Origin of the sequence: Sphingobacterium sp. UBA7038, from assembly GCF_002494055.1 — a bacterium.
GTDB lineage: Bacteria > Bacteroidota > Bacteroidia > Sphingobacteriales > Sphingobacteriaceae > Sphingobacterium > Sphingobacterium multivorum.
Map to the genome: position 1 here is coordinate 580,291 of NZ_DLAV01000039.1, position 26,701 is coordinate 606,991.

General features: G+C 40.4%; 23 protein-coding genes and 2 pseudogenes. 11 read left to right on the forward strand and 14 right to left on the reverse strand.

Features of this window, described 5'->3' with window-relative positions:
* Positions 1–4: 4 nt before the first annotated feature.
* Together B3H30_RS24110 and B3H30_RS24115 are read right to left on the reverse strand one after the other, a co-directional pair.
* Positions 5–3,589 carry a response regulator gene (locus B3H30_RS24110; protein ID WP_286777504.1) on the reverse strand — a complete coding sequence of 1,195 codons (3,585 nt, stop codon included), beginning with the start codon at positions 3,587–3,589 and terminating at the stop codon, positions 5–7.
* An 8-nt stretch (positions 3,590–3,597) separates the two neighbouring features.
* Positions 3,598–5,067 carry a hybrid sensor histidine kinase/response regulator gene (locus B3H30_RS24115; protein ID WP_088161294.1) on the reverse strand — a complete coding sequence of 490 codons (1,470 nt, stop codon included), beginning with the start codon at positions 5,065–5,067 and terminating at the stop codon, positions 3,598–3,600.
* Between the two features lie 331 nt (positions 5,068–5,398).
* Here B3H30_RS24115 and B3H30_RS24120 point away from each other — a divergent pair, with 331 nt between their 5' ends.
* A complete protein-coding gene (locus B3H30_RS24120; protein ID WP_262507993.1) occupies positions 5,399–5,524 on the forward strand; it encodes a hypothetical protein in 126 nt (41 codons plus the stop codon).
* A gap of 138 nt (positions 5,525–5,662) precedes the next feature.
* Here the strand turns inward: B3H30_RS24120 and B3H30_RS24125 are convergent, their stop codons facing one another.
* Entirely contained in the window at positions 5,663–6,820 is a 1,158-nt protein-coding gene (locus tag B3H30_RS24125) for a zinc-dependent alcohol dehydrogenase (RefSeq protein ID WP_088161295.1), read from the reverse strand.
* Between the two features lie 497 nt (positions 6,821–7,317).
* Positions 7,318–7,473 carry a hypothetical protein gene (locus B3H30_RS24130; RefSeq protein WP_286777505.1) on the reverse strand — a complete coding sequence of 52 codons (156 nt, stop codon included), beginning with the start codon at positions 7,471–7,473 and terminating at the stop codon, positions 7,318–7,320.
* A gap of 212 nt (positions 7,474–7,685) precedes the next feature.
* Here B3H30_RS24130 and dinB point away from each other — a divergent pair, with 212 nt between their 5' ends.
* From dinB to B3H30_RS24155, 5 genes are all read left to right on the forward strand, one after another.
* Entirely contained in the window at positions 7,686–8,867 is a 1,182-nt protein-coding gene (gene dinB, locus B3H30_RS24135) for a DNA polymerase IV (RefSeq protein WP_088161297.1), read from the forward strand.
* The gene (locus tag B3H30_RS24140) at positions 8,848–11,784 is read left to right on the forward strand and encodes a DNA polymerase III subunit alpha (RefSeq protein ID WP_286777506.1); all 2,937 of its coding nucleotides are present in this window, start codon (positions 8,848–8,850) and stop codon (positions 11,782–11,784) included. Before dinB ends, B3H30_RS24140 begins: the two co-directional genes overlap by 20 nt.
* Positions 11,785–11,916: 132 nt before the next feature.
* Positions 11,917–12,843 carry an Rpn family recombination-promoting nuclease/putative transposase gene (locus B3H30_RS24145; RefSeq protein WP_070568761.1) on the forward strand — a complete coding sequence of 309 codons (927 nt, stop codon included), beginning with the start codon at positions 11,917–11,919 and terminating at the stop codon, positions 12,841–12,843.
* A 349-nt stretch (positions 12,844–13,192) separates the two neighbouring features.
* Complete coding sequence (locus B3H30_RS24150) at positions 13,193–13,666, forward strand: hypothetical protein (RefSeq protein WP_286777507.1); 474 nt, start codon at positions 13,193–13,195, stop codon at positions 13,664–13,666.
* A gap of 111 nt (positions 13,667–13,777) precedes the next feature.
* Positions 13,778–14,575 carry an SOS response-associated peptidase gene (locus B3H30_RS24155; protein WP_115048276.1) on the forward strand — a complete coding sequence of 266 codons (798 nt, stop codon included), beginning with the start codon at positions 13,778–13,780 and terminating at the stop codon, positions 14,573–14,575.
* 25 nt (positions 14,576–14,600) lie between these two features.
* Here the strand turns inward: B3H30_RS24155 and B3H30_RS24160 are convergent, their stop codons facing one another.
* The 7 genes and pseudogenes from B3H30_RS24160 to B3H30_RS24190 all read right to left on the reverse strand — a co-directional run.
* A complete protein-coding gene (locus B3H30_RS24160) occupies positions 14,601–14,870 on the reverse strand; it encodes a hypothetical protein (RefSeq protein ID WP_286834916.1) in 270 nt (89 codons plus the stop codon).
* 14 nt (positions 14,871–14,884) lie between these two features.
* Positions 14,885–15,307 (reverse strand): hypothetical protein, encoded by a 423-nt coding sequence (locus B3H30_RS24165; protein WP_201639329.1) that lies wholly within the window; start codon positions 15,305–15,307, stop codon positions 14,885–14,887.
* Between the two features lie 784 nt (positions 15,308–16,091).
* Positions 16,092–16,517: a (deoxy)nucleoside triphosphate pyrophosphohydrolase gene (locus tag B3H30_RS24170; protein WP_349682250.1), complete on the reverse strand. Its 426-nt coding sequence runs from the start codon at positions 16,515–16,517 to the stop codon at positions 16,092–16,094.
* A 720-nt stretch (positions 16,518–17,237) separates the two neighbouring features.
* On the reverse strand, positions 17,238–18,167 hold the full coding sequence (locus tag B3H30_RS24175) for a hypothetical protein (RefSeq protein ID WP_286834918.1): 930 nt from the start codon (positions 18,165–18,167) through the stop codon (positions 17,238–17,240).
* A 397-nt stretch (positions 18,168–18,564) separates the two neighbouring features.
* Positions 18,565–19,683 carry a TlpA family protein disulfide reductase gene (locus B3H30_RS24180; protein ID WP_286834920.1) on the reverse strand — a complete coding sequence of 373 codons (1,119 nt, stop codon included), beginning with the start codon at positions 19,681–19,683 and terminating at the stop codon, positions 18,565–18,567.
* Positions 19,684–19,744: 61 nt separating this feature from the next.
* The gene (locus tag B3H30_RS24185; RefSeq protein ID WP_286834922.1) at positions 19,745–19,918 is read right to left on the reverse strand and encodes a hypothetical protein; all 174 of its coding nucleotides are present in this window, start codon (positions 19,916–19,918) and stop codon (positions 19,745–19,747) included.
* A 101-nt stretch (positions 19,919–20,019) separates the two neighbouring features.
* Positions 20,020–20,202: pseudogene (locus B3H30_RS24190) on the reverse strand (ATP-binding protein); the annotation flags it as partial.
* Between B3H30_RS24190 and B3H30_RS24195 the strand changes: the two are divergent.
* The 5 genes from B3H30_RS24195 (at position 20,156) to istA (ending at position 24,775) form a co-directional block, all read left to right on the forward strand.
* Complete coding sequence (locus tag B3H30_RS24195; protein WP_286834924.1) at positions 20,156–20,530, forward strand: hypothetical protein; 375 nt, start codon at positions 20,156–20,158, stop codon at positions 20,528–20,530. The pseudogene B3H30_RS24190 and the gene B3H30_RS24195 sit on opposite strands and share 47 nt — an antisense overlap.
* Before the next feature lie 320 nt (positions 20,531–20,850).
* On the forward strand, positions 20,851–22,242 hold the full coding sequence (locus B3H30_RS24200) for an RES family NAD+ phosphorylase (RefSeq protein ID WP_286834926.1): 1,392 nt from the start codon (positions 20,851–20,853) through the stop codon (positions 22,240–22,242).
* 502 nt (positions 22,243–22,744) lie between these two features.
* Positions 22,745–23,218 (forward strand): hypothetical protein, encoded by a 474-nt coding sequence (locus B3H30_RS24205; protein WP_286834928.1) that lies wholly within the window; start codon positions 22,745–22,747, stop codon positions 23,216–23,218.
* Between the two features lie 111 nt (positions 23,219–23,329).
* Positions 23,330–23,785, forward strand: a complete 456-nt coding sequence (locus tag B3H30_RS24210) for an SOS response-associated peptidase family protein (RefSeq protein WP_286834930.1) — start codon at positions 23,330–23,332, stop codon at positions 23,783–23,785.
* Positions 23,786–23,932: 147 nt separating this feature from the next.
* Positions 23,933–24,775, forward strand: a complete 843-nt coding sequence (gene istA / locus B3H30_RS24215; protein ID WP_201639323.1) for an IS21 family transposase — start codon at positions 23,933–23,935, stop codon at positions 24,773–24,775.
* 179 nt (positions 24,776–24,954) lie between these two features.
* Here the strand turns inward: istA and B3H30_RS24220 are convergent.
* From B3H30_RS24220 to B3H30_RS24230, 3 genes and pseudogenes are all read right to left on the reverse strand, one after another.
* Positions 24,955–25,494: pseudogene (locus B3H30_RS24220) on the reverse strand (Hsp70 family protein); the annotation flags it as partial.
* Between the two features lie 141 nt (positions 25,495–25,635).
* Positions 25,636–26,211 carry a hypothetical protein gene (locus B3H30_RS24225; protein ID WP_201639321.1) on the reverse strand — a complete coding sequence of 192 codons (576 nt, stop codon included), beginning with the start codon at positions 26,209–26,211 and terminating at the stop codon, positions 25,636–25,638.
* Positions 26,212–26,694 carry a mechanosensitive ion channel domain-containing protein gene (locus B3H30_RS24230; RefSeq protein ID WP_286834932.1) on the reverse strand — a complete coding sequence of 161 codons (483 nt, stop codon included), beginning with the start codon at positions 26,692–26,694 and terminating at the stop codon, positions 26,212–26,214. It lies immediately after the preceding gene.
* Between the last annotated feature and the right edge of the window lie 7 nt (positions 26,695–26,701).

A 26,701-nucleotide genomic window follows, 5' to 3' on the forward strand; every position in this document is an offset into this window, starting at 1 on the left:
TTAATCAGTTGTATAACCATACACGTAATAATGAAAGCAATTGATCGGTGTCCACGGGCTTTGAAATATAATCAGAGGCCCCGGCTATGATACACCTTTCCCTGTCACCGATCATGTTTTTTGCTGTTATGGCAATTATCGGTATTTCACTATAATGGGGATTTTGACGAATCATTTTAATCGTTTCATACCCATCCATTTCGGGCATCACCATATCCATAAGAATAGCAGAAATATCATCGTGTTCTTCAATTTTGTCTAGACCTTCCTTTCCGTCCATTGCAGAAACAACATTAATCTGATACCTTTCAAGCGCTTGAGAGAGATAATAAATAGTGCGTATATCGTCATCGACGATAAGAACTTTTTTATTTTGCAGTACTTCTCTGATGGTTCCTAAAGACGATTTTTTTGACCATTCTTCACCAGGATGGTTTCCTACTAAATGCAAAAACAGTCCAACTTCGTCCAGTATTCGCTGGTAGGAATTTGCCGTTTTGATGACAATCGAATCGGCATATTGCTTCAATTTTAGCTCTTCAGATTTCGAAAGATTCTTCCCTGTGAATACAATGATAGGTATATTTTCTAAACCGGGTTTTTGTCGTATCGAGTCTAATGTGTCATATCCCATATTGCCCGGAACGCCCATGTCCAGTATAACGCAATCTGCTTTATCAGAATAGAGACTGTCGACGCTTTCTGTAACGGTAGTCTTTATTTCAGAAATGATATCATAGCTTTCCAAAAAGTTAGCAAGTGCTGCTGCATGTTTTGAATTTTCCTCTACAATAAGCACCTTTTTCGGATTCCGGGCAAGTGCTTCCTCAATTTTTATAAACATCTGCGCCATTTGTTCCAGCGCAATAGGTTTATCCATAAAATCGATAGCCCCTTGGAGCAGACTTTCCCGTTTAACTTCAAAAGATGACATAACATGGACTGGAATCGGACGTGTAATTGGATTGTTTTTAATCTCTGCCATAACCTGCCACCCATCTTTTACAGGTAATTGAATATCCAATAAAATCGCTGTAGGCTTATACCTTATCGCTGCATCAGCTGCCTGGTCTCCACGCACGATGACTACCCCTTTATACTTTTGCTGCCGGGTATACCTAAGCAGCGCTTTAGCAAAATTAACATCATCTTCTACGATCAATATCACTTTATCGTCCTCTTTTATATCATTCCGGTCATCATCAACATCCGGCGGGATAATGTCAACGGTATGCGGATTACTGGACATTATGATGTCCTGTGTTTCTTCGATGTTTTCCGCAATGGACTGTATAAGCTCTTCCGTTGTCGGAACAGTATTTTCTTCCTGATTTTCGGGAATTAAAAGGGTAAAGGTACTTCCTTTTTTTTCCTGGCTACTTAAACGGATCTCTCCGCCCAACAGACGCGAGAGTTCACGGCTGATCGAAAGCCCAAGACCTGTCCCGCCAAATTTACGCCGTGTGGATCCGTCAGCCTGCTGAAAAGCTTCAAAAATGACGTCCTGTTTGTCCGGTGCAATTCCTATACCGGTGTCAGTTACGGCAAAAGCAATCTGTCCATCTTGTGCCTCGCTTGGGAAGACGGAAAGTGTGACTTGTCCCTCTTTCGTAAACTTGATGGCATTCGATAATAGATTCCGTAGGATCTGGTCCAGTCGCTGGCGATCAGTACGTATTGTCTTTGGCAGGTTGTCTGCCAATTTTATTGTAAATGAGAGTGCTTTTTCCCTTATAATCGGAGAAAATAGATTGTCCAGGTCTTTTGTCAGATCCGAAATTGCAACCTGCTGATAATCGAGTTCCATTTTACCGGACTCAATTTTTGAAAGATCGAGAATTTCGTCGATAAGGGTCAATAGGTTTTTTCCCGATAATTGGATCACCTCGGCCGATTCAATCTGTTCGGTTGTCAGGTTCTTTTCGGGATTATCCGACATTAGGCGTGATAGAAGCAAAATTGAATTGAGCGGTGTACGCAGCTCATGTGACATATTTGCCAAAAATTCTGACTTATATTTCGTGCTCCGCGCCAGTTCTTCCGCTTTTTTCTGAATTTCCTGATTTCGGTCTGCTATCAGTATATTTTTTTCTTCTAGCATTGCAGAGCGTTGCTCCAGTTCTTTATTGGCTTGCAGCAGTTCTTCCTGTTGTACGCGTAGTTCTTCTTCGGACGTCTGGAGTTTTTGGGTATGGATTTCAAGATTTGCATTGAGATTTTCCAGCTCGGCATGCTGTGCCTGAAGTTCCTCTGTCTGCGATTGCGTTTCTTCAAGCAGCTGCTGTACTTTCAGCCGCGCCTGAGCTGCAACAATCGCTGCACCAATATGACGGCCCGCTTCTCTATAAAAGGGCATCTGGGGTTCCTCGAATTTCCTGAAAGAACCAAGTTCAATAACACCAATGCAGGTGTGACCATCAAAAATTGGAAGTAATAAGATCGAATGCAGGGGTAAATATCCTGCAGTAAAACTGACCACATTTTTCGAAGGATATGGATTTTCTATGATCCGTACTTTGCCGTCCACAAACGCCTGACCGACAGCGCCTTCTCCGGGTGCGATAAATTGCCGCATCGAATCTTCATGGCCGTAGGCTCCTATCAGTGCTAGCTGCGTATGCTCAAGGATATAAAGGGAGCCGTTGGCACATTCCCCATAAGTGACTAAGATTTGCAATGCATCGGAAACTAGATCTTCTTTCACTTTGTTGCCGACTAAAACTTCGTTTAGCAAGGCGAGCCCGGTCTGGCGCCATTCATTGTCGCTAAGTTCATCGAAAGATTGTTTTAACGAATCTGCCATATTGTTTAGTGAACCGGCTAAACTTCCTAGTTCATCATGCTCCTGGTCATTGATTTTAACCGAATAGTTTCCGGCAGCAATCTGTCCCGCAATACGTTGTGTTGCGACGAGTCTTTGGGTGATCTCCCTATCTTTTTTCTTAAGGTCTTGTTCGAGCTGTACCCGTTTCGCCAGGTCCCTTCTAAGCCTTATATAAGAAAATATGGTAATGAACAGCGAAAAAATCGCAGCGATGATCACAAAAAGTGAAGTCAATGTTGATGCCGTATTGAGCCTTCCGGACCTACTGTCGAGCAATTTCTCCTCATTGTCCACAAGTCTGGCGAGAAGCGCACGGCATCTGTCCATATATTTCTTGCCCTCCTCCATGTCCGCTAAGGTCACCGTACCCCGGGCCTTTTTTATGTTAACCAGTCCGGCCAGTTTATTCAATCGGGACTCGACCAGCTGGCCGATGCTATCTATTATTTTTTGCTGCGGGAGATTGTCCGATACCAGGTCACGGGCGGTGGCAATTGACTGAGGGAGGGAGCGGGAACTGCTATAATAGGGTTCCAGAAAATGTTCTCTTCCGGTGAGCAGAAACCCCCGCTGTCCAGTCTCGGCATTTTGCAGGTCGATCAAAATTCTGTTCGAGCGTGCAATGACACGTCTACTGTGATCAACCATTTGACTATTATGGATCTGATTACGGATACTTAGATATGATGCTGTCGAACTGGTCAATAACAGGGCCAGTGAAAATCCAAAGCCGATCTGCAGATCTCTTAAAAAACGTTTTGGCATTGCCTGGTTCAATTTAAAGGTAAAGAAAAATAAAAAGTAGATCCTCCTGTGGGGGCACTGCGTACACCGATAGTTCCATTGTGCTGCTTAATTATTTCAGCGCAGATATAAAGACCAATCCCCAGACCCTGAAAGTTTACGGACGATTCTTCCACACGGTAAAACTTATCAAACACGTGTTTTTGCCTGTTTTCCGGGATACCTATACCGCAATCGGTGACAAATACACTAACTGAGTCAGATTCATATTGTATGTCTATTGTTATACAGGGCCTATTGACTGAATATTTTATCGCATTACTGAGAAAATTGATCAAGACTTGCTCTATACGCCTCTTATCACCTTTTATCATGTGGTTGATAAGATTGGGATCGTAATGAAAATAAAAATCAACATCGGCATTCATCTGTCTCATTGAGGATATAGTCTCTTCAATCAGGTTTTCAATTACAAAATCCTCTTTTCTTAAATTTAGCTGGCCGCTATCAATTTTAGAAATATCGAGCAGGTCTTTTATCAGCTCCTGTAATTTATCTACATGTCCATCTAGGGTAAGGAGATGTTTTTGGATAGAAGAAATGTCGTTTAAGCCGATCAGACGCATCATAAATTGCACATAACCCTTAATACTGGTCAGAGGTGTCTTTAGTTCGTGGCTGGCAATGCTCAAGAATTCGTCTTTCTTTTTTTCCAATTGTTTTCTGTGGTCAATGTCCGTCAGGGTTCCCACCCAAATTGGGCCCGATTCCTGCTCGCGTATCGGTGCTATGCGAAGAAGAAAATATTTGTAATTTTCTGCGCTAAGCTCTTTGATGCGGACTTCTTTTTCATAAACCGTTCTGTGTGACACAGCGTCAGTCCATAGCATTTTGATCTCCTCGTCATCGGGATGTGTGGGCGGAAAAGATTCAGCGGACCGAGCAAATCGGTACCATTGGGAATTGACAAATTTTATGCCCCCATCAAAATTTGCAGTGAAAGCCAGCTGCGGTAAGGATTCGAGTGTCAGGTGGAGCTGGTCAACCTGTTTTTCAAGGGCACGCTGGGCTTTTTTGCGTTCTTCGATTTCAGATAGAAGCTGTTCCTGCATTTTATTGAGAGCGACTGTCTTTTCATGGAGATCATAGAAAGTTTTGACTTTCAGATTCAGGATATCCGGATCGACAGGTTTAGTGACGTAATCATGACCACCGGAAGCATATCCCTGCGTAATGAATTTTTTGTCCTTGCTGACTGCCGATAGGAATATTATCGGGATATTTTTTGTTTTATTGAGGCCACGTAGGGTTGCTGCAACTTCAAATCCATCCATATCCGGCATCTGGACATCCAGAATAATGAGTACGTAGTCGGTTTTCAGGGATTTTTTTAGCGCTTCCTCACCAGAGAGGGCAGTATCCACTAAAAAATTTTTTGATTCTAAGAGCTTCTTTAATGAAAATATGTTTTCTTCTTGGTCATCTACAATTAAAATCATGGTTTCTGCATTTATGTTTAACGGTAGTTTGAGATTGTATAAGTAAATGTTAAATATACACAGTTTATTTGTATCAACGAATTCAACTCTGTCCTAAAGGGAAAATTTTTGATAAATTATAAAAGCCGACAGCAAATATAGATTTAGCCGTTTATAAATTGGGGTAATATAGAAAATCGATACAAGTCTACCAAAACTAGCTTTGCGGTATTACTTAAAAATAAATGAACTATTGTAGCTTCAATAATGCATAGAAATAAACTCTAATTATCTGATATAGTATTTACTATCGTCTTAAAGCGTATGATTGATTTACAAAAAATATTTGCAGATGGGGTGGTCCCAGATCGAAAGTGCTGCAGCTAATTTTAAAGGGGGGATTACAGCTTACACGCTTGAAGAGAAAGTAGACCAAAGCACAGCAAAAATATGGAGAAAATATTTTGGTAACTTTTGAAGGAATACTTGCGAAGCTATTTTAGCGATTTGCGAAAAGGCCTATCCGCATTAACCGAACGATAAACCGCGAGGAAAAATCATTTAATGTTTACAGCAAGCCTGCTCGTTTTTCGTGATTTTTCCTCGCAAATTTATCTTAGGGTTTCAAAACTACTTTAACGCAATCGTCTTCTTTCTCATTGAAGATTTTATAGCCATGCTCCGCTTCAGTAAGCGGAATGGTGTGGGTGATAATATCATCGAGAACTACTTTATTTTCGCTGACGAGGTTCACAAGCTTGTCAATATAGTTAAGAACAGGGGCTTGACCCTGCTTAATGGTGATACCTTTATCAAAAATCCTGAATAGTGGGAAATTATCGTATGGTGAACCATATACGCCCATGATCGATACTGTTCCCATTCGTCTGACCGCTTCAAAGCACATTTCCAATACTTTTATCGACCCTTTTTCAAAATTTATCGTTGCTTTTACTTTATCCATAAAATTTCGTTCGGGCTCAAAGCCTACTGCATCTACGCACACGTCGGCTCCTCTTCCGTCAGTCATTTCACGAATTGCCTGAATAACATCTACTTTATGTGGGTTTAGGATTTCAACGTTATTGACTGCTTTCGCTTTCTCCAATCGATAGTCCAGTGGGTCTATAGCGATAACTCGACCAGCACCATTAAGCCATGCTGCTTTTTGAGCCATCAGGCCGACAGGACCCGAACCAAAGATTGCAACAGTTTCACCGCCTTTCAGATTTGCCCAATCAATCGCAGACCATCCGGTAGGAAAAATGTCTGTTAAAAACAAAGCCTGTTCATCAGTCAGGTGTTCGGGAATAATCCGAGGACTGATATCGGCATAAGGAACGCGTACATATTCAGCCTGACCGCCAGAATATCCTCCGTAAAGATCAGTATAGCCAAAGAGTGCACCACCTTTTTGATCCATCAAATCCCCGTTGGGACCATAGTGTTTAAAGTTTGAATTCTCGCAGGCAGGAGATGCTTCATGCGTACAGAAAAAACATTTTCCGCAAGCGATCGGAAAGGGGACTACTACACGGTCGCCTTTTTTTAGATTGGTGATTTCTGAGCCCACTTCCTCTACGATGCCCATAAATTCGTGTCCCATGATCAGGTTTTCCTTCTGCGGGACTGCACCGCTTAGAATATGTAGATCGGAGCCACATATTGCGGTCGCGGTTACTTTTAGAATGACGTCTCTTGGGTCAAGTATAGCTGGGTCAGGTACATTATCGACCCTGATATCGCCGGGCTTATGGAATACTGCTGCTTTCATAATTTATATTTTAGAATGTGTGTACATTTAACCAATTATTAATCTGTGTTTTAAAGGAACACATCCAAAACAACTTTGGTTCAAAAAATAATAGCACACAACTATTCACATCTCAATGAAGGGTATTTTTCTCAAAAGATAACGTATATGCAACATCAATATGTGTCAAACCATTAGGTGTTCGGTGATGTTCACGGTGAAAGAATAATTCATTAAATGAAGGTGATGAAGATTAAATAGAATAGGTTGTATGGTGGAATGATATTATTTTTAAATTCACTAGAATCAATCTCTGTCGAAGAGTCTTCGAATTGCTCTATTGTTTTTTTGAGTTCTTTCCGCTCGCAACAATACTAAGGCTAATCAATAACAGCAATGATAAGGTAATTAGGTAAGGTCTTTTGCGTTAGCTCAAAGCCGCCGAAGCCCGTTAACATGTAACCAAGGCGGGCATCTAATAAGCATTACCTCCCTTAACGATTAACAAGGGAGGCTTTTTATTTCCCCCTTTTCTGCTTTACCAGCACGATCCAATCATCTTGTACGCTTTCTGTACCCACCAATAATCGCGCATCGTCTATTGACAATAAATCGTCCTCCCAAAGTGGAGTTGTGCTGGTTTGAGCGAGCAGTTGCTCCAGATTTCCTTTCATGGGTTTATAGGCATGCGCACCGCATTTCCGCCATAAGTAAGTGAAGTTTAAGCCAATCCTTTACTATAAATTATATCGCTGACAATGAATGTGATAAAAATTAAATCATTTCTCGCTGTTGATTGTTTGCTAATAATATTAGTAATTTTGAATGCAGCAATTACCAAAAATCAAAGGCGACAATACAGGGCTTTTGATACAATTGAAAAAACATGGAGAGGAGTATAGTACATTGTGATCTCGATACATTTTTTGTATCTGTAGAGCGTTTGCAGAACAGCAAACTCATCGGAGTACCTGTGCTCATAGGAGGAAGTAGTGACCGTGGGGTAGTTGCATCTTGTTCCTATGAGGCCCGCAAGTTTGGGGTGCATTCCGCTATGCCAATGCGGCTTGCGCTGCGCATGTGTCCAGAGGCGGTGGTCGTACGGGGCGATCACGATCGGTACAGTCATTATTCGGGTATAGTTACACAAATTATCGAGGAAGAAACGCCTATTGTCGAAAAAGCCAGTATAGACGAACATTACCTTGATGTCTCTGGTATGGACCGCTTTTTTGGTTGTTGGAAATGGACCCAGGAACTCCGCCAGCGTATTATCCGAGAGACTGGATTGCCCATTAGCTTTGGCCTGTCGGTCAACAAGACCGTCTCCAAGATTGCCACCGGTACAGCCAAACCCTGTGGTGAAAAGCAGGTGCAAAATGGTGCCGAAAAAGGTTTCCTCGCACCACTATCCATCCGTAAAATTCCCATGGTCGGCGAGAAGTCCTTTACCCTGCTCCGTAATATGGGGATCTCCAAAATCGGAACCTTACAGCAGATGGAAGTGTTCACCATGCAGAAGGTCCTCGGGGAAAACGGGATCAACATCTGGCGTAAAGCCAATGGGCTCGATGATTCCCTGGTGTTGCCTTTTCGGGAGCAAAAGTCCATGTCCAAAGAAAATACCTTTCAGCAGGATACCATCGATATGGATGTCCTTCGCCGAACGCTGATCAGTATGGTCGATATGCTCGCTTTCGATCTGCGCAAAGAGCAGAAGCTGACGAGCTGCGTTACCCTCAAGATCCGTTACAGCAACTTCGATACCCATACCCAACAACTACAGATTGGCTATACCAATTCGGATCGAAAGCTTACCGATGTGGTACTTGCACTCTTCAAGAAACTCTATAGCCGCAGGATGCTGATAAGGCTTATCGGGATCAAATTCTCCGGTCTGATCTATGGTTCCTATCAGACCGATCTCTTTGACGACAGTGCCGAGGAGGTCAACCTCATGCAGGCTATGGACAAGATCCGAAAACGCTATGGGGCCGAATTTCTGATGAAGGCCATCTGTGCACCGCTGCCAGAGAAAGGAGGGGAGCATGCTCTTAAATCTACATAGCTATTATAGCCTGCGTTTTGGCACGCTCAGCCTGCAGGATCTTATTTCGGGCATGCTGGCCGGCGGTTATGATACCGCCGTGCTTACCGATATTAATAACAGCTCGGGATCGCTGGACTTCATTAAACTGGGCCGCGCTGCCGGACTGAATTTACTGGCGGGAATGGAATTCCGCAACGGCGATCAGCTTTGTTTTGTCGCTATTGCCAAAAACGAACAGGGCTTTCGTGAGATCAATGAATACCGCACCAAACTCAATCTAGAAAACCGCGCTACACCAGAGCGTGCGCCCGAATTTGAGCATGTCTTTGTCATCTATCCCTTTAGCAAGCTCAATGGTTTTCCATTGCGGGATTTCGAATACATCGGCATCCGACCCAGCGAGCGTACACGCGCTCAGCTGATGGATCGTAAGGTTCTCGATCGCTGTGTAATACTCGCACCAGTCAGTTTCCGAAAGGCCGATTATACCTTACATCGACAGTTGAGGGCGATTGATAACAACTTGCTGATCTCGCAGCTCGGCGATGAGCAGATAGCTGCCGAGGACGAGGTATTCATTACTCGTGTGAAGCTGATGCGCTTATTTTCCGACTTGCCCCAATTGCTGGCCAACACCAACCGTATACTAGGCCAGTGTTCTTTCAGCTTTGATTTTACCAGTGTCAAGAATAAAGCAACCTTTACTGGTAACCGCTACAACGACAAGCAGCTCCTGCACAAGTACTGCATGGATGGCTTTACCAGGCGCTATGGTCGCAATGACCGGGTCGCGACCGAACGCATTCAGCGGGAGCTCGAGATTATCGAAAACCTGCGTTTTTCCAGTTATTTCCTCATTACAGACGATATCTGTCGCTATGCACGGGGCCGCAATTTTCACTATGTAGGCCGTGGCTCAGGAGCCAATTCTGCTGTTGCTTATTGCTTGGGGATCACCGATGTTGACCCCATTGCGCTCAAGCTTCCCTTTGAGCGTTTTCTCAATCCCAAGCGCAAGAGTCCGCCCGACTTTGATGTGGACTTTAGCTGGAATGAGCGCGACGAGATGTACGATTATATCTTCAACCGTTATCAGACAGGACATACGGCATTAATGGGGGCCATGAGCACCTTTCGCTCCCGGAGTATCTTGCGCGAGCTGGGTAAGGTGTATGGACTGCCCAAGGCCGAGATCGACCGTCTCGTGCATGAACCCGAGCATATGCTCAACAAAAATGAGGTGACCAATACCATTCTGAGCGTCTACAACCGCATGGCCGATTTTCCCAATCAGCGCACCATCCATGCCAGCGGCGTACTGATCTCAGAGGAACCATTGACCTGTTATTCGGCGATGGACAATCCGCCCAAAGGATTGCCGACTATGCAATTTGATATGTATGTGGCCGAAGATATCGGTTTTGAAAAGTTCGATATCCTTTCGCAACGTGGCATCGGCCATATCAAAGATTGCCGTACCATTGTGCGGGAAAACTTGGGGGTAGTCATTGATACCGATAACCCCAAGCGTTTCTTTCAGGATGCTCATATTGCAGCGCAATTAAAATCAGCCAATACCATCGGTTGCTTCTATATCGAGAGTCCGGCTATGCGGCAGCTGCTCACCAAGTTGCGCTGCGATGATTACCTGACGTTAGTGGCTGCCTCATCCATTATTCGGCCTGGTGTGGCCAGTTCGGGCATGATGGGCGAGTACATCCGTCGGCATCACGACCCCACGACGGTCGTCTATCCACACCCCGTATTTAAGGAGCAGCTCGAAGAGACCTACGGCGTGATGGTTTATCAGGAAGATGTGATGAAGATCGCCAATGCCTATGGCGGGCTCGATATGGCCGATGCCGATGTGCTCCGGCGGATGATGTCGGGCAAATACCGGAGCAAAGACCACCTGATCGAAATCGAGGATAAATTCTTTTCCAACTGTAAGGCCAAAGGCTATGACGAGAAGACTAGCCGCGAGATATGGCGGCAGATGGAGAGTTTTGCCGGTTATTCCTTTAACAAGGCGCATTCAGCATCCTTTGCCGTAGAGAGTTATCAGAGTCTTTTCCTCAAGACCTACTATCCTTTGGAGTTTATGGTTGCGGTGCTCAACAATTATGGTGGGTTTTACAATCGTAAGGTCTATGTCAATGAAGCACGAATTTCAGGGGGCAATATCTGCCTGCCGTGTGTCAATCAGTCGGTCTTTAATACCTCCATTCAGGGTAAGGATATTTACCTGGGTTTTGACTGCCTGCTCAATTTGGAAGGTAAACTGGCCCATCGCATTATTGAGGAGCGCGAAGCCAATGGCAAGTACACGAGCCTGGAAAACTTTGTCAAACGGACACAGACGGGTATTGAGCAGGTTGTTATCCTAATTCGTGTAGGTGCCTTGCGCTTTACGGGGACGGGGAAAAAGCAATTGCTGTGGGCAGCTCACCTGATGATGAGCAAGCATAAGCCTGTCGCAGCAGGTATGGCGCTCTTTGAGACCGAAAGTCGCAAGCCTATTCTTCCCCCTTTGGAAGAAGATATCCTGGAGGATTATTATGACGAGATGGAGCTGATTGGCTTTTGCGTAACGGGTACGCTATTTGATCTTACCAAAAGCGATTACCGGGGCGATATGCCCGCTCGGGAACTCCATCTGCATGAAGGAAAGATAGTCCGTGTGGTGGGGGATTTTGTCTGTGAGAAATTTGTGAAGACCAAGCGTGGCGACCTGATGAAATTTGGTACTTTCCTCGATGCCGAGGGACGATTTTTTGATACCGTCCATTTCCCACAGACCTTAGCCAAATATCCGCTCCGTGGGGCCGGAATCTATTTGGTTGAAGGCAAAATTGTTCTGGAATATGGTTGCCCTTCTATTGAGGTGATCCGCTGTGCCAAGATGCCACTAAAACCCGATCCGAGGAGTGAATAGGACGGAAATGATCTTCATTGGGGAAGTTGTTTTAATTCATATACATACTAATGTTTTTACGCTAAAAATATTAGTATTAAAATGCTTTTTTACTTATATTTGCATTGTTAACCAATTTAAAAACAATGTATTATGAGTGAGTTGAAACAGTCGAAATATATCGATATTACAACAGATTATGGATTTAAAAAAGTTTTCGGATCAGATACCAATAAAGATCTTCTGATCGCTTTCTTAAACGAACTGTTTAGAGGACGCAAGATTATTGCCGACCTGTATTATAACAAAAATGAGCATGTCGGGGATACAGAGGATATCGGTACCGTTATTTTTGATCTGACCTGCACGGCAGACAATGGCGAACGTTTTATTATTGAAGTGCAGCGCACGGCGCAGGATAATTTGAAAAAGCGCATGCTTTATTACAGCAGTAAATTGATAGCGGATCAGGCACCCAAAGGCAACCGAAGGGCTTGGAATTATGCAATTAGTGAAGTTTATATCATTGTACTGATGGATGGATTTGCAATGCCTGATGCGGGGGATGAGAAGTATTTTCTGCACGATATTTGTTTATGTTATCGAGATCATGGTAAAATATTTTATGACGATCTAGGCTTTATATATGTGGAATTGGTTAACTTTGTTAAAGCTGAGGCAGAGTTAGTTAATGATTTAGATCGTTGGCTTTATGTACTCAAAAATATGTCTTCGCTAAATGGACTTTCCACTTATTTGCGTAAGCCTATTTTTGAGAAGTTATTTCAGTTAGCAGAGTATAGCAAACTAAAACCGGAGGAACGAGAGATGTACAACGTAAGTTTAAGGAATAAATGGGATGCCGAGAGTATCCGAAGTAGTCAGGAGGAGCAATTGAAACGAGCGCGCGAAAAAGCAATGGCTGAGGGAGAAGTTATCGGAAAAGCTGAAGGAAAGGCGGAAGTAATAAAAAATCTTTTGTCTTCGAATAAGTTTTCGATATCGGAGATAGCCGAATTAGCGGACGTCACTATAGAGTTTGTAAAGCAGATCGAGGCAGAGAAGGCTAAAGGAAAATAAAACAGATTACAATATAAGATTTTAAGGCCACTTGGATACTGTCTAAGTGGCCTTTTTCTTTTTATAGGTTAAGTTGGTCTTAGACAATACCGTTTTGAATAAGCTCTCATTTAAATAAAATAATTGTAAGGTCGAAGAGACGAAACCTTTTTATAAAAAGATCAAACGAATATTATATTTCTGTTGTCCTTTATTCGAAAAATGAGAAGATTGCTTTTGCTGGCTTGATTTGCACTTGTTAGGCCAGCATTTTTTTGAAACCGACTATCCCATTATTGGGATCATAACTATAAATATGAGGGCTGGTTTATTCCGGCCTTTTTTAGGATATAAATCCTATCTTAGTTCTATGCTGTATAATCCCTTTGAACAAGTCACCAAAAGTTCGTTTCGCGAGCTCGTCGAGTCGGGCTATGCCGACTTTGTGCTGCAGCGCTTTGAGTGGCCCGATGTCAAGGAAAAGACAGGCTTCCTGCTCACGCCTTATGATGATAAGGAAAGCCCCGATCAGCATGCCCATCAACTGGGAGCAAAGGAGGGAAGAGCCTTGCAGTTGCCGCAGGATGCCGATAAGATCGAAAGCTTGTTGGAGACTGGATCAGGCTATCGGATCTTCCTCAATCGTATCAAGGAGGAGAATTGGGATAAGCGTATGCTCAAGCTCTACGAGAAAAATATTGTCAATTACCTGCGTACCAAGACCAGGTTTCAGCGAAAGAATCCCATTGATATTTTATTCTCCCTAGAATATGGTCGGGTAGTGGCTACCATTAGCGATGGGCAGACCCAAAAGAAAGTATTTGCTATCGAGATCCTTCGCTAATCAGATCCGGTCCGAACCAAAAAGCAGCCATTTTCTTGTCGTAGGGCAATCCGTATTTAAAGCACAAATTGCGTATATTCGTATCAAAGCCAAACAAAAAAGGATACCATTATGTGCTGGGATATTAGCCTCCATACCGATATTGAGATTATCAAAAAGACCTTTCCCCAATTGCGGGACGAGCGTCGTCAATTGGATTACAACTATGACTATCTGGAAAACGTGCAGGCCATTACCTTTCCCAAATATCCGATCCTGTATAAGGACAAGGACTCAAGCCAGCTGGCGCTGACCGAGATGGAGTGGGGGGTATTGCCTACCTATATTGACGATCCCAAGCTGCAGGCCGATCGCAGGCGCAATATGATCAATGTGCGTAGCGAGCGTATCCTGGAGGATAAAAAATCCTATTGGTATCGCTTGCGCAAGCAACGTTGCCTTATCCCAGTGAGTGGTACCTTTGAGCATCGTGCGGTAAAGGGCTGGAAAAAGAAAGTGCCTTATTTCATCGGTGAAGCGGGGAGAGAGCTATTCTATTTACCAGGTTTGTACCAGTGGCATGAGACAGTGGATGAAGATGGTGTGGTTGAACGTGTAGGATCTTTTGGGATGCTTACGCGTGCAGCCAATGAAGTGATGGCCAATATCCATAATGACGGGCCCAATAAACATCGTATGCCTTTGTTCCTGCCTGAGGATCTCGAGCGTCAATGGATCGAGGATATAAACGAAGAAGATATGCCACCGATTTTTCGATTTGAAATGCCCAATGAAAAGTTGAAACATTATCCAGTGTATACCTTGAGAGGATATCCAAACCGACCCGATGGTAAACACCGTTATGAGCAATTTGATTGGGAAGGATTACCACCATTGGGGAGTGATACGGCGCAGACTTCGTTATTTTAATCGAAGGCCACATATAATTAGCACCTTAGTTTACTAAGGTGCTTTTTGCTTTTCGTACCCCCGGGCGGTCTAATCTTAATTGTAAGTTAGCCCATATATATCCATCCAGATACTTGTAAAGATCATTTAAGTCTGCTACATCCTGACTTGTTTGAAAACAAGGGTGAAACCAAATCCAAAAATTCTCATGGTCTTTATACGGATCGGGTAGTGTTACAATCACAGTACCGCGGAATAGATCTCTAGGATGTTCCTTATACCTGAGGTGGGTGAACTTTTCGCTCAAATTTTTCATGACAGGCAACGCCCTTAATATTCTAGCCCATCTGGATACCCCGTAGCGCCAAGAAAAAAAGCTACATGAACAATTGTTATATGGAAACATAACATTACAACTATAGTTAAAGGCCTAATGGTCTTTAAATCAATTCCAAGTAAAATAATTTGAGTAAGGGATTTATTGTAGTATATACCGTATGCTAGCGTAAAAATAGATTGTGGAATTAAGGAAATCCCTAACAGAACCTTTGCCAGTTGGCTATCTTGTAGTGAACCAATATTATTCAATATCACGATATCCGTTACTGTGAAAAGTATTGAGCTAACAACTAAACACAAAAATAAGCCCCTTTTTCGGACGGTATTTTTTTTAGTCGCATTGCCGGATTTTTCTAGATATTTTTCCAATCCAAAGTCTTCACCTGTCAGTCCACGTATTCCGCCGTACATCATTATTAAATATACGATTATGCACGGAAGCAAGGGCATCGATATGAAGATCGTTTCGGTATTCATTTCCATAATAGGTTAGCTATTTTTAAATATTAGGCTAAACTTCCTTTTACAAACATGCCTGTTAAAAGAATTTACTGTTTTATCAACCCCCCGTATTTTTATTTCATTGCTAATATTGGTGAGGATGCGTTTAAAGAGGCACGGTTAGGGAATTCTTTATTATTTAGCAGTACTTCTAATTGCTAAGATAAATATTTTTTTTGGGTTACAGAATAGCGGTTCTTCCATTATTTTATTTAGTTTATGATTGTAGATTCAAAATGAATTAAACTCACTATCATTTGATGAAGCCCAAAGCCGATAAACATTTAGCCAAGGCAGACATCTAGCCAAAAAGCTTCCTTAAGCGGTCATAAGGGAGGCTTGTTAATTAAAATAGCCTAGAATCCTAATAGTATGACCGAATTCAATGAACATATCGATATCATTAGAGAAACTTGCGATACCCGGTTTGAACCCTGGCGAGTACTGATTGATCCGAAGGAAAAGCTGTATCCAAACCTAGAGATTCGGTTCCATCGCTCTTAATTTGGCTCAATTTTAAAAAGATTGCCTATTTTGCATTTATGAATGCTGAACTGGTTCCTTACCTCAACGCCTTTACCCATTTTGATAGAAAGAATACCAAATATGGATTGGCACCACATAAGCCGATCTAGCTCTCGACTTTGGTTGAGCTATTGAAAAGGTTATCGTGGTCAATAATCGCATTGAAGTGGTTTCACTTCCTGAGATACCGTTGTGTTAAATATTCATCCACAATAGGTAAATCAGCCTCTGCCCAGTCGTAGTCTCTCAATTGATTCGCATCTACCCATATGGCTTGCGCATATTCCAATGCTTTGACTTCACCATTTAACAAACTGCATACGAAGGGGTACAGCTGTATAGAAAAATCAGAATAATGATATTCAACAGTTGAAAGTGTTTTATTAATCTCTATATCAATATCGATTTCTTCTTTTATTTCTCTGCGAAGACAGTCCTCTTTTGATTCGCCTGGTTCGATTTTTCCACCGGCGAATTCCCATTTTAAAGGTAATCTCATCGAAGTGGAACGTTGACAAATCAATATTTTATCGGCATGTTCTATGATTGCACAGGTTACTTGTAGCATAGCGATGTAAAGATAATCATTTACAGGCATAACCCAATTGAAATTTACTAGGTATGGGTTCCCGTAAAATTAATCGTTTGTTATAAACTAACTTCAGCTCTTTAAAATTATCCCAATAGGGATTTGCATAAATTTATTAATTCAAAATAAATAATGTGTATTAGCGAGAGGTTTTAGCCTCTTTTAATCTTTTCATTATTTGATACACTATTATATCCATGTCTACCATAGAAGCAATAAATAATCAATCCGATAAAAGAACCAAATATAAGTGCTAGTATCGAAAGTGACTTTTGTAATTAGCATATTTTGAATTTATAGTGGTTGGCACTGTGAGTAATTTTAACCCTCTTTTGATTCGAAAAGGCCGAAATTGAACGCAATTATTGATTTATCAATCCTTTCAGTTTTGTTGATGTTGTCCACCCATTCGTGGAATTTTTGATCGACTGGTTTAACTTTATGCAGATAGCTCATCATGGTGCAGTAGGAGTAATGTCGTCAAAAATAATAATTAATGTGTGTCTATTCTGGTTTTATTTTCAAGCTGAGGAGAGGTTCGAGTGATTTTATCTCATTGAATTGCAAAGTGGAATCTGCCGATGCTCAATTATTGCCTTATCATGAAAAGGATGCCATGCTAGGAACTATCATATGATGTGAAATATTTCGGCGCTATTACAGACGTTGATAATACTGATCTTATTTACCAAGTGTTGATCAAGTTTAAGAACTATTTTAAGCCTAAGATTATTCAGCGATCATCACCTTTTCCTCCTTGATATTATTTAGAAAATCCGTGTATTTTATGGGTAGCTTTTTTCTGTGGTAATAAAAATAGAAGTCAAATGAGCCTCCGATGATTCCCTTTTCCGGAGCATATACAAATCGATCAATTCCTCGCTCAAAATCATAATTATACTCATGTTGTGTCCAATCTACATAGGTCCAAAACTGATATCCCGTTGCATGCTGTGCTAAGGTGATTTTTTTGGATAGATATTCTCTTCTGTCCCGGGACCAATCTAAAAAGGAAAGCGGGTCTTCACCTATCCGATATAAAGGGAATTGTAAACTAGGATAAGCGCCTTTAAATATTTTTTCGAATTGAAGTACACTATAGGCCGAATCTTGGGTATTGATAGTCCCATAGACATTCGTAAAAGCTTGCGGACGATTGCGGACTGCGTAAAACTGTAACAAACAATGTTTTGGTGCATAGTAAGTATCTCCTTTTTTTATAATTAGCTTATAATCATTAAAATACTTTGTTGTTTGCTTCACAGTGGTGTTGAAGTACGATAACGTATTTTTTTTATGAAGCTCTTCCAGATCTTTAAAGTTAATCATCGAAGAACGTACAGTATCAGGGTTGATTTCATACCAATCTTCTAAACCATCTAAATCAGGCAGAATGGAAAATAGCATGATATTATAATCAAGTTGTCCATTATATATACCCTTATTACCGATAAACGTTTGTACCTTACTCATTACATTAAAAAGATGCACTTCACGCTTAATCTTATATAGCGGATAGGTGTTTAACCTAAAGGATGAGGCTGCAAACTCTTTGCTATCTTCTTCAAAAAGGAAATATTTGGTGTGACTAAATCCTTTATTGAAGGAAAATAGGGAGATAAGGATCAACCAAATTATAAGGCACTTAGTTTTAAGCATAGCAATGTTCATTTTGTTTGTTAATTAGTTTCTTTCAATTAAAAATTAGTTGCATTTAGTACCTGCTTTGCCATCTCTATGAGTCGAATTAACACTTGACTCGACCGCATCGAGATTATTTACTATTCCATTTTTTGCTAGCGCCAATGCATCATATTTGCTCAAATTAGGATTAAAAGATTGTATTGCCTGTACAAGCTTATCTCGATTATTTTGGTTTAAATCATTAATTAATAAAATTCATGAAATTTATCACAATATTTGTTTGAATGGCGGTAAAAATAGCAGTTAATCTTTCAAATTGTATAAGAGTTGAAAGATTTTTTTCTATTATGATAAAATAGAGTTCTTGAGTTGTTGGGCTCAATTCAAAAGGATATGCTAAATATTGAGTGATTTAGTATTTGAAAATCCGTTCTAATTCTTTGCTCAAGTCATCACCCCTAAGTCCTTTTGCAAGAATTACTCCATTTGGATCAATTAGAAAATTATCAGGGACAGCTTGAATAGAGAGCTGTTGAGCGACTGAATTTTTAAAAGATTTTAGATCTGATAACTGCGTCCATTTTAATCCGTCATTGCGAATAGCTTTTAGCCATTCTTCTTTATTTTCATCTAATGATATTCCTATAATCTCAAATCCTTTACCTCTGTATTTTTGATAGGCTTTAACCAAATTAGGATTTTCTCTTCGACAAGGCGCACACCAGGATGCCCAAAAGTCAACCAACACATATTTACCTCTAAATTGCGATAATTTAACGACTTTCGATATCGTATCTGTTTGTTCTAACTCTGGCATCATTTCACCAATTTCAAATATTTTACTAATTTTTATTTTTTGGAGAATTGATTCTCCAAGATATGTTTTCTGTAAATCATTCGAAATCTTTTTGAACATGTTATTTCTATCATTTAGTTGTTTATTTGTATTATCTGGGAAATTACTTATCAAAAAAAGTCCGTAATAGTTGTTCGGGTGATTAGATATAAATGAATCGGAAAGTTCGCGAATTACTTCAATCAACTCATTGTTTGCTAGGTTACGGCCGAGTTGTTCTTTTTTTGCTTTAATTGCTGTTAACTTATTTTTGTTGAATAATCTCCCAATACTGTCTAAAGAGGAATTTTTAATATCAAATTTATTAGAAATAGGAATTAAACCCTTCGCGCCATTAATCAGCCAGCCTTTATAACCATTAAATTCAATCGTTTTTTCTGGTTCTATCCAGAATGAATAAATTACAAAATCACCGATATAATTTTTATTATAAATATTTTTAATAGATATGTTGAAAATTGTCGGCTCTGAGATTATAGCTGTATATTTAAAATTGCTTTTATCATCTAATGCTACCGTATCAGAGATCGTATTTCCTTGATTTTTATATTTAACAAAATAGATTGCGTGAGGAATAGTATCTATCACTCCCTTAATAACTGATTTATTATTTGATTGACCTTTTGCAGAGCATAAGATTGAAAAGAAAATCGAAATTAAAATCAAAGATCTCATTGTAAATTTATTAGCACTAATATTTTAAAAATTCCTGCTATGATTTAAGCAGGAATTAAAATTACTTATTCGGATTAATATTGTCCTGCCGTCCCGTCCCAATCACATATTCCTGCATAACCACGTCCATCTGAATCACAAGCCATACATCCTTGTGGCTTAGATGGATCTGTTGTTGTACAATCGTTATTAGTATTACAGTTACATTTGTCGCCTGCAGGAGGTAATTATCCACCTTGTATGCCTCTTGGATATAATGGTGATATTGACCCCTCTTCTGGACATACTGACCCCTCTGTTTAGGATTTCTTCAGTCCAACTGATGACCTGACAATATTACTTCTTTTTTCTTAGACTTTCGCCTTTTAACTCAATTCTATATGAGCCATGAATTAGCCTATCGAGTATTGCATCCGCAATTGTATCTTCTCCAATTACATCATACCATCTTGCAACCGGGGGTGTCCCAAAAATGGTCAAGCTGGACAACCTGCGCTCGGGTGTAACCAAGGTAGATCTCTACGAACCCACCCTACAGGCACAGTATGCGGAATTTCTCAGTTATTATCATTGTGCGGGTATTGCCTGCAGACCCCGCCGGCCAACAGACAAAGGTAAAGTAGAGTCTTCCATAAAATATGTCAGGAACAACTTTCTGAAAGCCTTTGAAAGTAAAAGCTATGAGGACCTGATCTGTGGTCTGCGCGTATGGAATGATGAAATATGCAATAAACGTGTCCACGGCACCGCCAGGCGCCGGCCTTATGATATCTTTCTTGAATCGGAGAAAGCTGCGCTGCAGCCCCTGCCTTCCAGACGTTTCCAGATACAGGACGTGGCGACCTGATGAAATTCGGAACGTTCCTTGATGCCGAGGGGCGCTTTTTTGATACCGTCCATTTCCCGCAGAGCCTGGTCAAATATCCGCTCCGTGGCGCCGGCATCTATTTGGTCGAAGGCAAAGTTGTCCTAGAATACGGTTGCCCTTCCATTGAGGTGATCCGTTGCGCCAAATGCCGTTAAAGCCAGATCCGAGAAGCAAGTAAATAAATTCTCTTTATTTTAAAAGCGTCTTAAAGCCATTTTCTTTTTCATTTGAAACCATTATCTTTATTTGATAGAATCAATGTAGCCAGTCAATAATTTTTTACAATTATTAACCATAATATGAGTAATAATATCAAGCAGATCTGTTGCAATTGCATAGAAAATGATTTTCTAAAAAAATACCTTGGAACGCATGGAAGGGTCATACGATGTAGTTATTGTAAAGGAAAAGATCGCGGTATTTCAATTGATAAGATGGCGGATATGATTGAAACCGCGTTTGAACAATTCTATACGCGGAGCGCTGATGAGCCTTCTTCATGGGAATACAGGTTGATGTCAGATAAAGAATCAACTTTTAGTTGGGAGCGTCATGGTGTTCATGTTATTGAAGCTATAACGAATACCGCTGAAATAGAAGAAAGGGCTGCCTACGATTTCCAAGAAATATTAGAAGAAAGATTTTCGGACTTTGACAGTGCTGCATCGGGGCTTGAAACTGAATTTGCATCTGATTCCTATTATGAACCAAAAATAATTGATGACGAATATTGGCAGAGAGAATGGGAAGAATTTGAAAGGAGACTTAAAAATGAAGCAAGGCATTTTAATCAATTTGGCATTAAGTTGTTAGATATAATTTTCGAAGGAATAGACAAATTAAACACTGACAATGGAAATTCATTAGTAACATTAATTGGGCCTGAAGCTAAGATATCTATGTTGTATCGCGCTAGGGTATTCCATACAAATGAAAAACTTCGGGAGGCATTGATGTATCCTGATCAGCAATTGGGGCCACCCCCTAATTCGCACACGCTACCTGGGAGGATGAATGCTAGAGGTATTTCCATGTTCTATGGAGCAATTGAAGAAGAAACGGCCATTGGAGAAGTGCGCCCACCTGTGGGGAGTAAAGTGGTTGTATCTAAATTCGACATATTAAAAGAGCTTAAGCTACTTAATTTAAATGCCCTTCAAAACTTGAGTAGTAGAGGTAGTATCTTTGATCCAGAATATATTAACCAAGTTCAAAAAGACATATTTTTAAGAAGATTAAGTCTCCGCATGTCGACGCCTGTGATGCCAAATGATGAGCCAATAGATTATTTAATAACTCAAGCGATTGCGGATTATCTTGCTATTGAACCAAAATTCCAATTCGATGGAATAATGTATCCTTCCGTACAATCGGATAAAAAGGGTATAAATGTAGTATTATTCCAAAAGTCCTCTAGAGTAAAACCATATATATGGAATTTAGAAGCCGATATCGCATCGTATACTGATGAAGGTTGGGTAAATGATTATTATGTGAGAAAGAAAAGTCGAAAAAAGAAAACTATCGTGAGAAAATATCACAATGATATTTTGGATAAAGACATAGCTATAGCAAGTAATGATGATACACGGCCTTTTAGCCTGTCAGTTGATATTTCTGCTATAAGAATACACCACATCGCAGCTGTGAAGTTTTCAGCGGATCCACATGATCTGTATGTATATAAATGATTAATTTTTCCATTTAAAATTTCTTTATCATGGATAAATGTAAATACTGTAATTTAATCTATACAAGTAAGGAGAATTTGAAAGAACATTTGAATTCAGCACATCAAGACGTATGTTATAAAGATCGGCATAAATACTTCCAGTCGTTATTCACATTCACCAAAAGTACTAAAGCGGCAAGAAAGTTGGCCAAAGGGAAGTTCGGAGTTAAGTTTAATGGGAGAAGTAAATATAAATTTAAATTTGACAAAAAGTATCGTGGAGAGATGATTCAAGAAAGATCCAAATGCGAAAACTGCAATATTACGTATGATCTAACCTGGATTTTCAAAAATACAAATATTGCTCCAGTGGTAAGAATATGTAAGAAATGCGAACATGGAATAAACAAGCATGATCAAAAAAAGGGGTATATAAAAATTATTTATACATCTTTTGAGTCGAAAAGATAAAAAAAATTATACCTCACATGTTTTATTAAATCGCATTTAAAATTAATTTTATGCTGTACAATCCCTTTGAACAAGTCACCAAAAGTTCGTTTCGCGAGCTTGTCGAATCGGGCTATGCCGATTTTGTACTGCAACGTTTTGAGTGGCCCGATGTCAAGGAAAAGACAGGCTTTCTGCTCACGCCTTATGATGATAAGGAAGCCACTGATCAGCATGCCCATCAATTGGAGGCAAAGGAGGTAAGAGCCTTGCAGTTACCGCAAGACGCCGATAAAATCGAACGCCTGTTAACAACAGGATCAGGCTATCGGATTTTTCTCAACCGTATCAAGAAGGAGAACTGGGACAAGCGCATGCTCAAGCTCTATGAGAAAAATATCGTCAATTACCTGCGTACCAAGACCAGGTTTCAGCGCAAGAATCCAATCGATATTCTATTCTCCTTAGCATATGGTCGGGTAGTGGCTACCATTAGCGATGGGCAAACCAAAAAGAAAGTATTTGCTATCGAGATCCTTCGGTAATCAGATCCGGTCCGAACTAAAAAGCAGTCATTTTCTTGTCATAGGGCAATCCTTATTTACAGCACGAATTGTGTATATTCGTATCAAAGCCAAACAAAAAAGGATACCATTATGTGCTGGGATATTAGCCTCTATACCGATATAGAGATTATCAAAAAGACCTTTCCGCAATTGCGGGATGAGCGTCGTCAATTGGATTACAATTATGACTATCTGGAAAACGGTCAGGCCATTACCTTTCCCAAGTATCCGATCCTGTATAAGGACAAGGATGCAAGCCAACTGGCCTTGACTGAGATGGAGTGGGGGGTATTGCCTACCTATATTGACGACCCTAAGCTGCAGGCCGATCGCCGACGCAATATGATCAATGTACGTAGCGAACGTATCCTGGAGGATAAAAAATCCTATTGGTACCGCTTGCGCAAGCAGCGCTGCCTCATCCCTGTGAGTGGTACCTTTGAGCATCGTGCAGTGAAAGGATGGAAAAAGAAAGTGCCGTACTTTATCGGCGCGGAAGGGAGAGAGCTATTCTATCTACCAGGTTTGTATCAGTGGTGTCTATAACGGAGGTCAATGGGCCAGTTGATTCGGTTTGATTTGTCAATTATTTCGGAGGTAAATGGACCAAATAATCTTCTTAAATTCGGAGGTCGTTGGGCCACTTTCGATTAAACTGCTTAAGTTGCTGTTGTATAATCATATGATCACAGCATGGCAGGACAACGGAAAGACAAAATGGAACTCAGAACACTTATCCTTCTAAAGAAAAAAGGACTTAGTAACCGTAAGGTTGCCCAGATAATGAACATCAACCGTAAAACGGTGGACAGCTATATTAAGCGGTTTAAAGTACTAGAATTAGATCATGCTGAACTTCTAGCTATGGATGATGCAAATCTTCATGATCTTTTTACCCAGGATGACCAAACCGAAAAGATGCGATATGAACACCTGTCATCTCAGTTCAGTAAGATACAGCAAGAGCTTAAGCGCCCTGGGGCCACCTTGCAGACGTTATGGCAAAATTACCTACTTGAATATCCTGATGGTTACCGCTATACCCAATTTACCACCCATTACAGAAAGTGGAGAGGCAAGATCAAAGCTTCGGGGAAACTGGATCATAAAGCGGGTGAAAAACTTTTCGTAGACTTTACAGGCAAAAAGATGTCCTATGTTGATAGAGGTACAGGAGAGGTTATCCCTGTCGAAATCTTCGTTGCCGTCTATCCCTGCAGTCAATATACGTTTGTAAAAGCCGTTGCAAGCCAAAAACGTGAAGATTTTATCGATTGCCTTAATAGTTGTTTGCAGTGGTCTGGTGGCGTGCCGCAGGCTATTGTATCTGACAATCTTAAATCAGCCGTGAGTAAAGGCTCCAAATATGCCCCAGAAATCAATAAAACACTTGCCGACTTTGCACTCTTTCATAGTTGTGTAGTAGATCCTGCCCGCCCATATCACCCACAAGATAAAGCTCTTGTAGAACGTAGTGTAACATTGGTCTACCAGCGTATCTTTTACCCCTGGACAAACAGACCTTCTTTAGTTTGAAAGAACTTAATGTAGCCATAGCAGAACAGTTGGTGTTAAATAATGATTATTTGTTCTCACATGGAGGCTCCACTAGGAGGAGCCAATTTATTGATATGGAAAAAGAACACCTAACCCCGTTACCTTTATCAACCTATAACTTGCGGTACTTTAGACGAGCAAAAGTGCATGTTTTTCATATCAAGGCCATAGGCCAGTGCAGCAGCAGTAGGCTCATTGATAATTCTTTTTACCTCAAGCCCTGCTATTTGTCCAGCTTCCTTTGTTGCCTGACGTTCAGCATCGTTAAAATAGGCCGGTACAGTAATTACTGCTTCTTTAACTTCCTGTCCCAGATAATCTTCGGCGGTTAATTTCATTTTTTGCAAAATAATAGCCGATATTTCCTGTGGGGTATATTTCTTCTTGCCAATTTTAATTCTTACGGTTTCATTATCACCTGAAACCACTTCGTAAGAAATGTTTTTTAATTCTTCCCCCACATCGCCATATTTTTTACCCATAAAACGCTTTATTGAGCTTATGGTATTTTGGGGGTTGGTTACAGCCTGACGTTTGGCAGGGTAGCCTACTTTTCTTTCTCCATTCTCCATGAAAGCCACAATAGATGGGGTGGTTCTTTTACCCTCACTGTTTTGAATTACAACAGGTTCATTACCCTCCATAACAGCTACACAGGAGTTGGTTGTTCCTAAGTCAATACCTATAATTTTTCCCATATCTTGTAATATTTTATTTGTTAATACCCAGTTTTATCACTGAATTTATAATCAACTTAAGTGATAAATCAATAATGATGTCATTATGACATTTTTATTTTGTAGAAAAATGCCATATTGACGGCTTAGGGGTTGGCAATATCAATTGTCCGAAAAATCCATAAGTTCATTTGTTTTAAGAATAAGTTTTTCAAAGGATTGAACATCCATACCTTGCTTTGCCTTATTATCTAAAATATCGTTTCTTATTTCAACCGAAACCATTGACATTTCATCTAACAAATCATCCAGGTCTTTTTCAGAAATCTTTTCATTTTTCGCCAGCCTAACAAACCGGATAACAAACTTATTGAACGCAACCAAAACATTTTCACCAGCAATAAAAATCATTCGTTGGCTTAAAAGCCTTAATTCTATTATATCCTCGTGGGTAATCTTTTCTTTACGCACAATATCTTCCAATTGCCTTATAAGTTCCTGGTAAATGGTCGTTTTTAAAGTTAAATAACGAATACGTACCTCTTTGTTAAGCTCATTTTCGGTTTGTTTTCCCAGCAACGACCAGGTTGTTAGGGCAGTTATTGTGAAACCTATAATGGCTGCAAATATCTCGTATGTAAAAGGTTCTGACTTTTCACTATTTAAAACCATCCGCAAAATCAAATACCCAATAAAGAGTATAAGAGCTATTATTATCAGTTTTATAAATGTGTTCATTTAATTTGATTGTGTTTTTTCCGCATTAATACCCTTCACGGTTTTTTGAAAGAAAGTATTATTTGGTACGTTAAAGATTCCATCATCATCTTCTAATTCAGTAAACATCAGATTTATATTTACTACTGTCGCTTGTACTTCAGGGTCATACAGCTTTATTTTCGAACCTATTTTGAAAGGGTTCATTATAAAAATAAATATTCCTGAAATAATATTGCTTAAAATACTCCATACAGCAAACAACCCAATTGCTACAACAGAGAGAAAACCACCAAGATATACCCAAACATTATTTAGGTTTACCCCCCAAATGATAAGCGTTAAAAAAATCAAAGCAATCCAAAAAGCTATAGCAATCGTTTTTCTTACCAGAAATAGACGATGTGGTTCATATGAATAAAGTGCAGAAAGCTTAATAAGTCGTTTTTTACTTAACGCTTTCAGAAGGAATACAACTATCACCAAAATAAGGGTTAATCCCATCTTTATG

Bases quoted from the DNA above. Each gene is read 5' to 3' on its own strand.
- B3H30_RS24110 (WP_286777504.1), bottom strand. From the start codon at position 3,589: ATGCCAAAACGTTTTTTAAGAGATCTGCAGATCGGCTTTGGATTTTCA.
- B3H30_RS24115 (WP_088161294.1), bottom strand. From the start codon at position 5,067: ATGATTTTAATTGTAGATGACCAAGAAGAAAACATATTTTCATTAAAG.
- B3H30_RS24120 (WP_262507993.1), top strand. From the start codon at position 5,399: ATGGGGTGGTCCCAGATCGAAAGTGCTGCAGCTAATTTTAAAGGGGGG.
- B3H30_RS24125 (WP_088161295.1), bottom strand. From the start codon at position 6,820: ATGAAAGCAGCAGTATTCCATAAGCCCGGCGATATCAGGGTCGATAAT.
- B3H30_RS24130 (WP_286777505.1), bottom strand. From the start codon at position 7,473: ATGAAAGGAAATCTGGAGCAACTGCTCGCTCAAACCAGCACAACTCCA.
- dinB (WP_088161297.1), top strand. From the start codon at position 7,686: ATGGAGAGGAGTATAGTACATTGTGATCTCGATACATTTTTTGTATCT.
- B3H30_RS24140 (WP_286777506.1), top strand. From the start codon at position 8,848: ATGCTCTTAAATCTACATAGCTATTATAGCCTGCGTTTTGGCACGCTC.
- B3H30_RS24145 (WP_070568761.1), top strand. From the start codon at position 11,917: ATGAGTGAGTTGAAACAGTCGAAATATATCGATATTACAACAGATTAT.
- B3H30_RS24150 (WP_286777507.1), top strand. From the start codon at position 13,193: ATGCTGTATAATCCCTTTGAACAAGTCACCAAAAGTTCGTTTCGCGAG.
- B3H30_RS24155 (WP_115048276.1), top strand. From the start codon at position 13,778: ATGTGCTGGGATATTAGCCTCCATACCGATATTGAGATTATCAAAAAG.
- B3H30_RS24160 (WP_286834916.1), bottom strand. From the start codon at position 14,870: ATGAAAAATTTGAGCGAAAAGTTCACCCACCTCAGGTATAAGGAACAT.
- B3H30_RS24165 (WP_201639329.1), bottom strand. From the start codon at position 15,307: ATGATGTACGGCGGAATACGTGGACTGACAGGTGAAGACTTTGGATTG.
- B3H30_RS24170 (WP_349682250.1), bottom strand. From the start codon at position 16,517: ATGCCTGTAAATGATTATCTTTACATCGCTATGCTACAAGTAACCTGT.
- B3H30_RS24175 (WP_286834918.1), bottom strand. From the start codon at position 18,167: ATGCTTAAAACTAAGTGCCTTATAATTTGGTTGATCCTTATCTCCCTA.
- B3H30_RS24180 (WP_286834920.1), bottom strand. From the start codon at position 19,683: ATGAGATCTTTGATTTTAATTTCGATTTTCTTTTCAATCTTATGCTCT.
- B3H30_RS24195 (WP_286834924.1), top strand. From the start codon at position 20,156: ATGGTCAAGCTGGACAACCTGCGCTCGGGTGTAACCAAGGTAGATCTC.
- B3H30_RS24200 (WP_286834926.1), top strand. From the start codon at position 20,851: ATGAGTAATAATATCAAGCAGATCTGTTGCAATTGCATAGAAAATGAT.
- B3H30_RS24205 (WP_286834928.1), top strand. From the start codon at position 22,745: ATGCTGTACAATCCCTTTGAACAAGTCACCAAAAGTTCGTTTCGCGAG.
- B3H30_RS24210 (WP_286834930.1), top strand. From the start codon at position 23,330: ATGTGCTGGGATATTAGCCTCTATACCGATATAGAGATTATCAAAAAG.
- istA (WP_201639323.1), top strand. From the start codon at position 23,933: ATGGCAGGACAACGGAAAGACAAAATGGAACTCAGAACACTTATCCTT.
- B3H30_RS24225 (WP_201639321.1), bottom strand. From the start codon at position 26,211: ATGAACACATTTATAAAACTGATAATAATAGCTCTTATACTCTTTATT.
- B3H30_RS24230 (WP_286834932.1), bottom strand. From the start codon at position 26,694: ATGGGATTAACCCTTATTTTGGTGATAGTTGTATTCCTTCTGAAAGCG.